This window comes from Streptomyces montanus (genome assembly GCF_005786655.1).
GTDB classification, from domain to species: domain Bacteria; phylum Actinomycetota; class Actinomycetes; order Streptomycetales; family Streptomycetaceae; genus Streptomyces; species Streptomyces sporangiiformans.
Genome location: NZ_VBZC01000058.1, coordinates 16,658 through 29,589 on the forward strand (window position 1 = coordinate 16,658; position 12,932 = coordinate 29,589).

General features: G+C 70.5%; 10 protein-coding genes. 8 read left to right on the top strand and 2 right to left on the bottom strand.

Annotated elements, in window-relative coordinates; all coding sequences use genetic code 11:
• Window positions 1–65: 65 nt before the first annotated feature.
• From FE633_RS36845 to FE633_RS36865, 5 genes are all read left to right on the top strand, one after another.
• Window positions 66–305 carry a hypothetical protein gene (locus tag FE633_RS36845; protein WP_138049512.1) on the top strand — a complete coding sequence of 80 codons (240 nt, stop codon included), beginning with the start codon at window positions 66–68 and terminating at the stop codon, window positions 303–305.
• Window positions 306–340: 35 nt separating this feature from the next.
• The gene (locus FE633_RS36850) at window positions 341–1,690 is read left to right on the top strand and encodes an NYN domain-containing protein (RefSeq protein WP_138049513.1); all 1,350 of its coding nucleotides are present in this window, start codon (window positions 341–343) and stop codon (window positions 1,688–1,690) included.
• A gap of 374 nt (window positions 1,691–2,064) precedes the next feature.
• Window positions 2,065–3,096, top strand: coding sequence for a C40 family peptidase (locus tag FE633_RS36855; protein ID WP_138049514.1), 1,032 nt, complete (start codon window positions 2,065–2,067; stop codon window positions 3,094–3,096).
• Window positions 3,097–3,364: 268 nt separating this feature from the next.
• Window positions 3,365–4,375, top strand: coding sequence for a C40 family peptidase (locus FE633_RS36860; RefSeq protein ID WP_138049515.1), 1,011 nt, complete (start codon window positions 3,365–3,367; stop codon window positions 4,373–4,375).
• A 32-nt stretch (window positions 4,376–4,407) separates the two neighbouring features.
• The gene (locus FE633_RS36865; protein ID WP_138049516.1) at window positions 4,408–5,628 is read left to right on the top strand and encodes a hypothetical protein; all 1,221 of its coding nucleotides are present in this window, start codon (window positions 4,408–4,410) and stop codon (window positions 5,626–5,628) included.
• A 68-nt stretch (window positions 5,629–5,696) separates the two neighbouring features.
• On the opposite strand, the gene FE633_RS36870 is transcribed toward FE633_RS36865, so the two are convergent.
• Complete coding sequence (locus tag FE633_RS36870) at window positions 5,697–6,929, bottom strand: glycosyltransferase 87 family protein (protein WP_138049517.1); 1,233 nt, start codon at window positions 6,927–6,929, stop codon at window positions 5,697–5,699.
• Between the two features lie 158 nt (window positions 6,930–7,087).
• Between FE633_RS36870 and FE633_RS36875 the strand changes: the two genes are divergently transcribed.
• Both FE633_RS36875 and FE633_RS36880 read left to right on the top strand, forming a co-directional pair.
• Window positions 7,088–8,230, top strand: a complete 1,143-nt coding sequence (locus FE633_RS36875) for a glycosyltransferase family 4 protein (RefSeq protein WP_138049518.1) — start codon at window positions 7,088–7,090, stop codon at window positions 8,228–8,230.
• A 72-nt stretch (window positions 8,231–8,302) separates the two neighbouring features.
• The gene (locus FE633_RS36880; protein ID WP_484422053.1) at window positions 8,303–9,967 is read left to right on the top strand and encodes a GMC oxidoreductase; all 1,665 of its coding nucleotides are present in this window, start codon (window positions 8,303–8,305) and stop codon (window positions 9,965–9,967) included.
• Between the two features lie 19 nt (window positions 9,968–9,986).
• Here FE633_RS36880 and FE633_RS36885 read toward each other — a convergent pair whose 3' ends face one another.
• Complete coding sequence (locus FE633_RS36885) at window positions 9,987–11,783, bottom strand: AMP-dependent synthetase/ligase (RefSeq protein ID WP_138049520.1); 1,797 nt, start codon at window positions 11,781–11,783, stop codon at window positions 9,987–9,989.
• A gap of 296 nt (window positions 11,784–12,079) precedes the next feature.
• Between FE633_RS36885 and FE633_RS36890 the strand changes: the two genes are divergently transcribed.
• Entirely contained in the window at window positions 12,080–12,871 is a 792-nt protein-coding gene (locus FE633_RS36890) for a metallophosphoesterase family protein (protein ID WP_138049521.1), read from the top strand.
• The last annotated feature ends 61 nt before the right edge of the window (window positions 12,872–12,932 follow it).

Here is a 12,932-nt window from a genome sequence, read left to right on the forward strand (position 1 = left end):
TACGAGCCACACGCTCCAGGGAGACTGGCGCGGCACGAACACCAGGAAAGAGAGCGACTGCCACGATGACGGTTCCCCTGCCGACCGCCGAGACCCGGTGGCGCTGCACGCTCTGCGGCAACCTCACGCGTTTCGACGTGACCCGTTCGTCGAAGGTTGTCGAGTACGTGCACCTCGACCTCGCCGGTGAGTCGAAGGTCGAGGAGCGCGAGGTGGTCAGTGAGACCATCGAATCGGTGCGCTGCCGCTGGTGCAACGCGGTGGATCAGGTGGAACTGGTGGACAGGCCGGGAGCCGGCTCCTGAGGGAGCGGGCCCCGTCGAGACGGTTGGGGTGACCGATGGTGGAGACCACAGGCGGGGAGCCGGCCGACGGCGCCGCTGAGGTGCTCGACCGCCCCCTGCCCGACGGAGTGCGCCGCAGAGTCGTATCGATCGTCTCGGACGGTTTCGGCCATCTGACCGTCGCCGAACTGCCCACCCAGCTGCGGCAGTACGCCCGGTTCGCCCCCAATCGCCGTGCCAAGTTCGCGGGTAACGCGATGGCCGCGGCCCTGGAGACCGATCCGCTCTTCAGGCAGCGGATCGGCGAGCGGCTCAGAGAGGCCCAGCCGGAGCTCAGCGGCGCTCTCGACTCAGGCTCGCCGCCCCCGGCCGCGGACCCGCTGGACGTGGCGGCCGCGGCCTATGTGCTCCGCCCCACGGGCTGGGTGAAGCTGGTGACCGCGGCGGGCGAGGAGGCCCAGCGGGCGGACGCCGAGCGCGCCGACGAGGAGAACCGCGCCGAGCTGGAGCGCCTGCGCGACGAGCTCGCCGAGGCCCGCGGCCAGACCCGGGCCGAGACCGAACGGCTGCGTGCGGAGCTGGACTCGGCGAAGAAGGAAGCCGAATCGCTTCACCGCAAGCTGCGCTCGGCCCTCAGTGACGTAAAGCGCGGCGAGGCCGCCCTGCGGAAGGTGCGGGGCGAGATCGAGTCCGTACGGGCCGAAGGGCAGGCCCAGGTGTCCGCCGCCGAGAGCGAGAGCCGGCGGCTGAAGGCGCGGCTCGGCGAGGCCGAGTCTGCCCTGGAAGCGGCCCGCAGGGCGGCTCGCGAGGGCCGCAGCGTCGAGGACATGCGCCTGCGGCTGCTGCTCGACACCGTCCTCGACGCGGCACAGGGGCTACGGCGTGAGCTTGCCCTGCCGCCCGTGTCGCAGCGGCCCGCGGAGACCGTCGACGCCGTCGAACCGGGACGCATGACCCCGAAGGACATCGCCGCCCGTGCGCTGTCCGAAAACGACCCCGCGATCCTCGACCAGTTGCTCGCGCTGCCGCAGGCACATCTGGTCGTCGACGGCTACAACGTCACCAAGACCGGCTATCCCCAGATGCCGTTGGAGAAGCAGCGTCTGCGGCTGCTCGGTCAGCTCTCGCAGCTCGCCGCGCAGACCGGCGCCGAGGTCACCTGTGTCTTCGACGGGGCCGAGCTGGCCGCCCCGGTGCTGCTGGCGCCGCCGCGCGGGGTGCGCGTGCTGTTCTCCAAAGCCGGCGTCACCGCCGACGAATTGATCCGCCAGCTGGTGCGCGCCGAGCCGCCCGGCCGGCCCGTCATCGTCGTCTCGACCGACCGCGAGGTCGCCGACGGGGTGGCCAAGGCGGGGGCGCGTCCGGTGGCTTCGGCGGTGCTGCTCAAGCGTTTTTCGCGAGGCTGAGCCGGGCTTTCCCGGGGTTGAGCCGGGTGCTTTCCGGGCAGGTGAGCCGGTCGCCTCGAAGGCGGTCGGCCATATGTGATCTACGCACCATGGGTAACGTAAGGCCCAACCGTAACCTGTGCGCACCTTGCCCCGATTGGCGAAGTCTTCACGCAACGTAGCGTCAAGCGCGCATTACTGCATGTGAATTGAGTGCAAAGAATGCGCTGGGTAACCGAGTTTTTTCCGGCGGGGATTTGATCTGATCACAGGAAGGTCACTAGGGTCTGCCCTCGAACCTCCACTCGGGTGATCGCTCATCGGGAGTGACGGTGGAGGGGCACCGCCAACCGGCGTTTTCGGTGGGCGGCTGAGGTAAGAAGGAGCTCGCCTCCGTGGCGTCCCACCGTCGACCGAAGCAGCCGAGCCGCACCCGCGTGACCGTGCTCACCACAGCCGCCGCTGCTGCCGTGGCCCTCACCTCGCAGGCGGCCAACGCCGCGCCCAGCGAGAAGCCGAGCAAGGACGAGGTCAAGTCCAAGGTCGACAAGCTCTACCACGAGTCCGAGGTGGCCACCGACAAGTACAACGGGGCCAAGGAGAAGCAGGACAAGCTCGAGAAGGAGATCGGAACTCTCCAGGACCAGGTCGCGCGCGGCCAGGACGAGCTCAACGATCTGCGGGACGGCCTCGGCCTGATGGCCAGCTCCCAGTACCGGACGGGCGCCATCGACCCCTCCGTCCAGCTCTTCCTCTCCTCCGACCCGGACGACTACCTGGACAAGGCGTCCACGATGGACCAGCTGAGCTCTCAGCAGGTCGAGACGCTGAAGAAGGTCCAGGCGAAGCAGCGGGTCCTCGCCCAGCAGCGCAAGGAAGCCGCCGAGAAGCTCAAGGACCTCGCCGACACCCGCGAGACCCTCGGCAAGAAGAAGAAGGAAGTCCAGAGCAAGCTCGCCGAGGCGCAGAAGCTCCTCAACACCCTGACCGCGCAGGAGAAGGCGGCCCTGGCCGACGAGGAGCAGCGCGCCAGCCGCTCCGCCGGGGACCGTGCCGACCTCGGCAACGAGGCACCGGCCTCCGAGCGCGGAGCCGCCGCCCTCGCCGCCGCCGACACCCAGGTCGGCAAGCCGTACGTCTCCGGTGGCAGCGGCCCCAACTCCTACGACTGCTCCGGGCTCACCCAGTGGGCGTACGCCCAGGCCGGGGTGTCGATAACCCGGACCACGTACACGCAGCAGAACGACGGCACGAAGATAGGCCGCAGCCAACTCAAGCCCGGCGACCTGGTGTTCTTCAACAACCTGGGGCACGTCGGCCTCTACGCGGGCAACAACACGATCCTGCACGCCCCCAAGCCGGGCGCCGTCGTCCGCTACGAGTCGATGAACACCGTCGGTTCCTTCCAGTTCGGCGTCCGTATCTGAGCCCCTTCGCCGTCTGACGTCGCTTCGCTGTTCGACTTCCTTTCGCTCGCCGTCCGGCTCTCCTTCGCCGGCCCGCCGTGCCGCCCGAACGAGGGAATTCCAGCAGCACCCGCTGACCGCACGCCCCGCCGATGACCTGCGTCTGAGGCGGGGCATCGCGTTTTCCGCATCCGACGGGGACTTTGGCCGTGGCGTAGTCGCGCGGTTACTGTCTGGCGCGTTTCCCCCAACTCAGGGGGTCCGTCAGCGGAAGGGAGAGCGGCAACCCGTGGGGTCCCATCGCCGTCCCGCACCATCCGGTCTCGACCGGGGCGCCACCAGCGCCACTCTCTGCGTGCTGTCCGCCGCCGCCGCGGCCCTCGGGGTCGTTCCGGCCGGCGCCGCACCGCAGGACGACACACGCGCCAAGGTGGACCGGCTGTACGAGCAGGCCGAGCGGGCCACCGAGGCGTACAACGAGGCCGACGAGCGCGCGGACACCCTGCGCGGCCAGGTGACCAGGGCACAGGACCGGATCGCCCGGCAGCAGGGCCGCATCAACACCATGCGGGACGCGCTCGGTTCGCTCGCCGGGGCCCAGTACCGCTCGGGCGGCCTCGACCCCTCGCTGGCCCTGATGTTCTCCGACAACCCCGCCGAATACCTCGACAGGGCGGCCGTGCTCGACCGGATCGGCGTCCATCAGGCCGGCGAACTCAAGGACCTCCAGGAGGCCCAGCGCGATCTCTCCCAGGAGCGCGCGGAGGCTCGCCGCAAACTCGCCGAGCTGGAGAAGAGCCGCAAGGCCGTCGTCCACCACAAGAGCACCGTCGAGCGGAAACTGGCCACGGCGCGGCGGCTCCTCGACGCGATGCCGGACCGGGAGCGCGCCTCCTACGACCGAGCCTCCCGTTCCGGGCGGGTGCCGGATCTCGACGGCGCCGCCCCGTCCTCCTCGCGCGCGGCCGCCGCTGTCGCCGCGGCCCGCGCGGCCCTCGGCCGCCCGTACATCTGGGGTGCCAACGGGCCCGCCGGCTTCGACTGTTCGGGCCTGATGCAGTGGTCGTACGCGCAGGCGGGCGTCGGTCTGCCGCGCACCTCGCAGGCCCAGCGCAACGCCGGGCAGCAGGTGCCGCTCTCGCAGGCGCGGCCCGGCGACCTGATCACCTACCGGAGCGACGCCAGCCATGTCGCGATGTACATGGGCAACGGACAGGTGATCCACGCGCCCTACCCGGGCGCTCCCGTGCGCTACGACCCCGTGGACATGATGCCGATCTCGGCCGTAACGCGGCCCTGACCCCGCGGGGCGGGCACCGTACGATCGGGAACGTGGCTGGTCGTGGGCGGGCGCCGAGATGGATAGCAGGGCTGTTGCTGGCCGGCCTGGTGGGCTGCGGCGGCGCGGGTGGCGTCGGCGCCGACACCACGAGCGCTGATGTCCGGCATCTGCTCGACCGGCGGGCGCAGGCGGTGCTCGACCGCGACGCGGGCGCGTATGTCGCCACGGAGGTGCCGAGCGCCGTCGCCGCCGGGGAACGGGCCGCCGCCCGCACCGAGTTCACGCGGCTGCGGACCGTTCCGCTGGCGGCCTGGTCGTACCGCGTGACCGGCTTCCACCGCTCCGGCGACCGCGCCACGGTCGCGGCGGACCTCCGCTACCGCATCGACGGCTACGACAGGGCACCCGTCGTCACCGCCCGCACGCTGAGCCTCATACGCACCGACGGCCGTTGGTACGTCGCCTCCGACCGGCCCGCCGAGGACGCCGGCGAGCAGCTGTGGGAGCAGGGAACCGTCCGGGTCGCACGGGGGGAGCACAGCCTCGTCCTCGGCGTCGGGCAGAGCGACGAGGCGCTGAGCGGGTACGCGCACCTGGCCGACCGCGCGGTGCCCGCCGTGCGGGAGGCGTGGGGCGGGGACTGGTCGGGGCGGGTCGTCGTCCTCGTACCGCAGTCGCTGGAGGAGATGGCGGGGCTGCTCGGGGCGGCCGCGTCCGGGTACCGGGGGATCGCTGCCGTCACCACGGGCGAGGTGGGGGGCGCGCCGAAGGCGCCCGCGGACCGGATCATCGTCAACCCCGACGCGTACGGCGTCCTCGGCTCCTTCGGGCGGCAGGTCGTGCTCACCCACGAGACGACCCATGTCGCGACCCGCGCCCGGACCTCGGCGGCGACGCCCCTGTGGCTCTCCGAGGGGTACGCGGACTGGGTCGGCTACCGCGGCACCGGCCGCTCGGCGGCGGAGGCCGCGCCCGAGCTGCGGCGCGCGGTAGGAGAGGGGCAGGTCCCCGCCGGGCTGCCGGACGACGCGGACTTCGGGTTCGGCGGGGACGCGGTGAAGCTGGCGCGGGCGTACGAGAGCGGCTGGCTGGCCTGCCGCCTGATCGCGGACCGGTGGGGCGAGGTGCGGCTCGGCGAGTTCTACCGGGCCGTGGGCGCGCACCGGACGCGGGAAGGCGCGGTGGAGGGCGCGATGCGGGACGTGCTGGGTACGACGCCGCGGAACTTCACCGAGCAGTGGCAGGCGTACCTCAGGGCTCAACTCGGCTGATCCGGCTGATCCCGCCGATCCCTCTCCATGGCGGTGCGGTGCGCCGCGCTGCGGCCGGTTCTGCGCCGTCAGGAAACCAGCGGCTCCCTGGTGCGGGCGGCCTGACCGGGCAGTGGCGTCGGGGGCGCGTACGGCACCGTGTCGCGCCACAGGCGTACGGCCCCGGTCGTCGCCGCGGCGACCAGCAGACCGTTGCGTACCACGAGCAGCGTGATGCCCAGTGCGTCACTGGCCACCACGTGCGCGAACCAGAGCGGGAACTCCAGGACGGTCACGAAGGCCGCGGCCAGTACCAGTCCGGCGGGCAGGACCATCCGGCTGCCGCGGAAGACCAGGCACACCGCCGCGAGACCGACCAGCCACACCATGTACTGCGGGCTGACGACCCGGCTGGTGGCCGTGAACATGAGGACGGCCACGAACGCGGCGTCCGCGACCGTGTGCGGCTGGAACCGCTGGGCGCGCAGCCGCCACATCAGCAGCCAGCCGAAGGCGACCGCGGTCAGCAGCAGGGCGGCCGTGCTCACGACATCGACGTACGGGCCGACGAACTCCACGGAACCGTAGTTGAGCAGCACCTTGCCGTTCCAGCCGAAGTGGCGGGCGATATGGAAGACGAGCGCGCCGAGCGACTCGACCTCCGTGCCCCGGTCGCGCTGGAAGGCCAGGAACGCGAACGCGCCGGGCATCGCCACGGCGAACAGCAGCGACAGTGACGCGGCCGTCCCCGCCGCCGAGACCCAGGGTTTCCGCTTCCTGACGCCCCACAGCAGCAGCACCGGCCACACCTTCACCATCGCGCCGAGGCCCACGAGCACGCCCAGCACCCGTGGGTGCCGTAGGCCCGCGAGCAGCGCCGCCACCGCGACGGCCGTGACCATCACGTCATAGCGGGCGTACACGGTCGGCCCGAGCAGCGGCACGCCCACCGCCCACACCCAGGCGCCGCGGGGCGTCTTGCCGGGGCGTCCGCCCGCGTACTCGAGCAGGACGAGGACGAACAGATCGGCGAGGAAGGCGAGGACGAAGAACGCCGACGCATAGCCCAGGAAAGGCAGCAGCGCGGGGGAGGCGATCGCGAACGCGGCGGCGGGCGGGTACTGCCAGGTCACGTCGTTCAGCGGGAAAGCGCCCTTGCGCAGGGTCTCGTACCAGCCGTGGTAGATCACCGAGACGTCGCTCGTGACGTCCGGCCCCGGGAACACGAACACCTTGAAGACGAAGAGCAGCAGTACGAGCCTGGTCAGGGCCCAGACTCCGAGCAGCGCGTACGGAACCCTCGCTCCCTGTGCGCCGGTCATCTCTGTGTGCCTGTCATGCCCACCCAGCCTCTACGTGCGAATCCGTTCGCGGCCATGATCCCCCCTCCGGCTGTGCGACAGCCATGAAGCGCGGCCGTGGGAAGCCGGAAGCACGGCCACGCGGAGCCGGGAGCGCGCGTTCGGTACTGTCGACCACGATGCACAAGACCCTGATCGTGACCAACGACTTTCCGCCCAGACCCGGCGGCATCCAGGCCTTCCTGCACAACATGGCGCTGCGCCTTGACCCCGAGCGGCTCATCGTCTACGCGTCCACGTGGAAGCGCGGCCGCGAGGGCGTCGAGGCGACCGCCGCCTTCGACGCCGAGCAGCCCTTCACCGTCGTACGCGACCGCACGACGATGCTGCTGCCGACGCCGGGCGTCACACGGCGGGCCGCGGGACTGCTGCGGGGGCACGGCTGTACGTCGGTGTGGTTCGGGGCGGCGGCGCCGCTCGGCCTGATGGCGCCCGCGCTGCGCAGGGCCGGCGCCGAGCGCCTCGTGGCCACCACCCACGGTCACGAGGCGGGATGGGCCCAGCTGCCGGCCTCACGCGGGCTCCTGCGCAGGATCGGCGAGTCCACGGACACGATCACCTACCTCGGCGAGTACACCCGCTCGCGGATCGCCACCGCGCTGACGCCCGCGGCCGCGGACCGCATGGTCCAGCTGCCGCCCGGCGTCGACGAGAAGACCTTCCACCCGGGTTCGGGCGGCGCCGAGGTGCGCGCCCGCCTGGGCCTCACCGACCGCCCGGTGGTGGTCTGCGTCTCGCGGCTCGTGCCGCGCAAGGGTCAGGACACGCTCATCCTCGCCATGTCACGCGTCCTCGCGAAGGAACCGGACGCCGTCCTGCTGCTCGTCGGCGGCGGGCCGTACGAGAAGGAGCTGCGCCGCCTCGCGTACGACACCGGGGTCGCCGACTCCGTGCGCTTCACCGGAGCCGTGCCCTGGTCCGAGCTGCCGGCCCACTACGGCGCGGGTGACGTCTTCGCCATGCCGTGCCGCACCCGCAGGGGCGGGCTCGACGTCGAGGGCCTCGGCATCGTCTACCTGGAGGCCTCCGCGACCGGTCTGCCCGTCGTCGCCGGCGACTCCGGTGGCGCTCCGGACGCGGTGCTCGACGGCGAGACCGGCTGGGTCGTCCGGGGCGGCTCCCCGGAGGCGACCGCCGACCGCGTCGTCACCCTCCTCGGCGACGCGGAGCTGCGGCGCCGGATGGGCGAGCGGGGCCGCGAGTGGGTCGAGGAGAAGTGGCGGTGGGACCTGCTGGCGGAGAAGTTGCAGGCGTTGCTGTAGGGCCCTGCCCGGCGACAAGGGATATTTGCGCACCCTCTAGGCGGACGTCGGAAATCCGCCCATGCTGCGCACATGACAGAAGAACTGACCCATCGTCAGCTGGCGTCAGGTCACCCGAGAGGTCGCCTGACGCGTCGTCAAATCCTGGGTATGGCCGCTCTCCAGACAGCCGCGGCCCTCGGCCTCACCCGCATCGGGCTCCAGTCGACGCACGCCGCCGAGCCGCCGGCCGTCGACAACTCCCCGGCCATCGTGATCGGGTCCGGCTACGGCGCCGCCGTGGCCGCCCTGCGCCTCGGCCAGGCCGGCATCCGCACGCTCGTCATCGAGATGGGCGGACTCTGGAACACCCCCGGCAAGGACGGCAAGGTGTTCTGTTCCACCAGAACGCCCGACGAGAGATCCATGTGGTTCCGCACGCGCACCGAGGCGCCGCTCGCCACCTTCCTGTGGCTGGACGTCGTCAACAAGGACATCAGCCTCTACCCCGGCGTCCTCGACCGCGTCCGCTTCGCCAACATGTCCGTGTTCGTGGGCCGGGGCGTCGGCGGTGGCTCACTGGTCAACGGCAGCATGGCCGTCACACCGCTCCAGTCGTACTTCGCCGAGCAGTTCCCCACGGTCGACACCGCCGAGATGTACAGCACGTACTTCCCGCGCGCCCGCTCCGTGCTCGGCGTCAACACCATCGACCCCGCCTGGTTCGAGTCCACGGAGTGGTACCGCTTCACCCGGATCTCCCGCAAACACGCCCAGAACGCCGGCCTGAAGACCACCTTCGTCCCGAGCGTCTACGACTTCGGTCATATGCAGCGCGAGGCCGCCGGCACCGCCACCAAGTCCGCGCTCGCCGGCGAGGTCATCTACGGCAACAACCACGGCAAGCGCAGCCTCGACAAGACCTACCTGGCCTCGGCACTCGGCACCGGCAACGTCACCATCCACACCATGGAGCGGGCCAAGGGCATACGCAGAGTGAGCGACGGGACGTACGTCGTGACCGTCGACCGGATCGACGGCACCGGCAAGGTCGTCGAGACCAAGGAGTACGGCTGTACGTACCTCTTCCTCGGCGGCGGCAGCCTCGGCACCACCGAACTCCTGGTGCGGGCCCGGGAGACCGGCACCCTGCCCGCCCTGAACGCGAGCGTCGGTACCGGCTGGGGCACGAATGGCAACGTGATGTTCGGCCGCGCCAACCACCTGTGGGACACCGTCGGCGAGAACCAGTCCACCATGCCCGTCATGGGCATCGACGACTGGGGAAACACGTCCAATCCCGTCTTCGCCGAGATCGCCCCGCTGCCCACGGGACTGGAGCACTGGGTCAGCCTCTACCTCGCGATCACCAAGAATCCCCAGCGCGCCTCGTTCACGTACGATTCCGCGACCGACTCGGCGAAGCTCGGCTGGAGCGCCGCCCAGAGCGCGGTGTCCGTCTCCATGGCCAAGAAGCTCTTCGACCGGATCAACTCGGCCAACTCCACGATCTACCGGTACGACCTGTTCGGCTCGTCCAACAAGGTCTTCGCCGACGACTTCACGTACCACCCGCTGGGCGGTTGCGTGCTGGGGAAGGCGACGGACGACTACGGCCGGGTGAAGGGCTATTCGAAGCTGTACGTCACCGACGGCTCGCTCGTGCCCGGGTCGATCGGGGTCAACCCGTTCCTGACGATCACCGCGCTCGCGGAACGGACGATGGCGCGGGTCCTGGTCGAGGACACCGCGCCATGACGACGGACCGGGCAGGGGCTCAGCCCCGGTAGATCGCCTCGATCTCGTCCGCGTAGTCCTTCGCCACCACATTGCGCTTGAGCTTCAGGGACGGCGTGAGGTGGCCCGAATCCTCGGTGAACTGGGAGGGCAGAATGCGGAACTTCCGCACCGATTCCGCCTTCGACACCGCGGCGTTGCCCTCCTCGACAGCGATCTGGATCGCCGCCAGCAGATCCGGATCCTCAGTCAGCGACGCCGCGGTGGACCCGGCCGGCTTGCCGTGCTCGTCGGCCCAACGGCCCAGGAACTCCTCGTCGATGGTGACCAGCGCGCCCACGAAAGGGCGTCCGTCGCCGACGACCATACATTCCGCGACCAGCGCGTGCGCCCGGATGCGGTCCTCGATCACGGCCGGGGCGACGTTCTTGCCGCCCGCGGTGACGATGATCTCCTTCTTGCGGCCGGTGATCCGGAGATAGCCGTCCTCGTCGAGAGTGCCGATGTCACCGGTGTGGAACCAGCCGTCGGCCAGGGCTTCCTCGGTCGCGCCCGGGTTGTTCCAGTACTCCTTGAACAGATGCTCGCCGTGCAGCAGCACCTCGCCGTCGTCCGCGATGCGGATCACCGAGCCGGGCAGCGGCTGGCCGACCGTGCCGATCTTCTGCCGGTCCCAGGGGTTGAAGGCCGTGGCCGCGCAGGACTCCGTCAGGCCGTAGCCCTCCAGGACGGTGAAGCCGATGCCGCGGAAGAAGTGCCCGAGGCGCTCGCCCAGCGGGGCGCCGCCCGAGATCGCGAACTCGCCCCTGCCGCCGAGCACCGCGCGCAGCTTGCTGTAGACGAGCTTGTCGAAGGCCTTGTGCTTGATCCTCAGGCCGACGGACGGGCCCGAGGGGGTGTCGAGCGCGCGGCTGTACGCGATCGCCGTGTCCGCCGCCTTGTCGAAGATCTTGCCCTTGCCGTCGGCCTGCGCCTTGGCCCGCGCCGAGTTGTAGACCTTCTCGAAGACCCGCGGCACCCCGAGGATCAATGTCGGCCGGAACGAGGCGAGTTCGTCGGTGAGGTTCTTGATGTCCGGTACGGTGCCCAGCTTGATCGGCGCCATCATCGGCGCCACCTGCACGAGCCGCCCGAAGACATGCGCGAGCGGGAGGAAGAGAAGGACCGAGCAGTCGCCCGTACGGAACAGGGGGCGCAGTCGCTCCACGATGTTCCCGCACTCGGCGAAGAAGCTGCGGTGAGTCAGCACACAGCCCTTGGGGCGGCCCGTGGTGCCCGAGGTGTAGACGATCGTCGCCGGGTCGTCGGCCCGGGCCGTGGAGCTGCGCTCCTCGATCGTCTCGTCGGTCACGTCCTGGCCCGCGCGGCCCAGTTCCTCGACGCCTCCGGCCTCGATCTGCCAGACGTGCTTCAGCTCGGGCAGCCGGTCGCGCACCGACTCGACGGACGCGGCGTGCGTGTCCAGCTCCACGACGCAGGCGGTCGCGCCCGAGTCGCTGAGGATCCACTGCACCTGCTCCGGTGAACTGGTCTCGTACACCGGCACGGTGACCGCGCCCGCGCTCCAGATCGCGAAGTCGAGGAGCGTCCACTCGTAGCGGGTACGGGACATCAGGCCGACCCGGTCGCCCGGCTGCACGCCCGACGCGATCAGGCCCTTGGCGGCGGCCTGCACCTCGGCGAGGAACTCGGTGGCCGTGACGTCCGTCCAAGTGCCGCCCACCTTGCGGGCGATGACCGCGACATCCGGGTGCTGCGCGGCGTTTCTGCGGACGATGTCGGTCAGATTGCCGTCCGCAGGGACCTCGTACAAAGCCGGAAGGCTGAACTCGCGCAAGACTGCTGCTCCTCATAGGGCGCCGACGCCACGACCTCGTGTGTTGCGACGGAGCGGTCCAAGGGTCGGGCAGGTGCTCGGGGACTCAATGGTTGAAACCCTGAGCACGAATGGACTGCCCGGACGTTACCCGCCAGTACCACCCCTACGACAGGGGGGTCCGACGAGATGTTCCCTGCGTCACACGCGTGGGCGTTCCTCCACGCACGGTAGTCCACGCGATTACTGATGCGGAAGTAACTGCAGATCCGACCACGTCTACACACGTTTGCTGCACAGCCTTACCCTTGATCGCCATGGCAGGTACACAAGACGGCACCCGAAGGACGCGGATCCACGTCGTGAGCGACGTGCACGGGAACGCCCGTGACCTGGCCAGAGCCGGTGCCGGCGCGGACGCCCTGATCTGCCTGGGCGACCTCGTGCTCTTCCTCGACTACGCCGACCACTCGCGCGGCATCTTCCCCGATCTGTTCGGTGCCGAGAACGCGGACCGCCTCGTCGAGTTGCGCACCGCCCGTCGTTACGAGGAGGCGCGGGAGTTCGGCCGCGGCCTGTGGGCGGGCGTCGACCGCGGCCCCGCCATCGAGAAGGCCGTACGCAAGCAGTACGCCGAGTTGTTCGCCGCGTTCCCCACGCCGACGTATGCCACGTACGGCAATGTCGACATGCCGACCCTGTGGGCGGAATACGCCGGGCCCGGCACCACCGTGCTCGACGGGGAGCGCGTCGAGATCGGCGGCCGGGTGTTCGGCTTCGTCGGCGGGGGACTGCGCACACCCATGCGGACGCCGTACGAGATCAGCGACGAGGAGTTCGCGGCCAAGATCGAGGCCGTCGGCGAGGTCGACGTGCTGTGCACGCACATTCCGCCGGAGGTGCCCGAGCTCGTCTACGACACGGTGGCGCGGCGCTTCGAGCGGGGGAGCCGGGCCCTGCTGGACGCGATCCGGCGGACCCGGCCGCGGTACTCGCTCTTCGGTCACGTCCATCAGCCGCTGGCGCGGCGGATGCGGGTGGGCGCGACCGAGTGCGTCAACGTCGGGCACTTCGCCGGATCCGGGAAGCCGTGGGTTCTGGAGTGGTAGTGGGCCGAGGATGGTCAGTCGCCCTCCGCGCGGTAGCCTTCACGCTGAATCCACAGGTAAG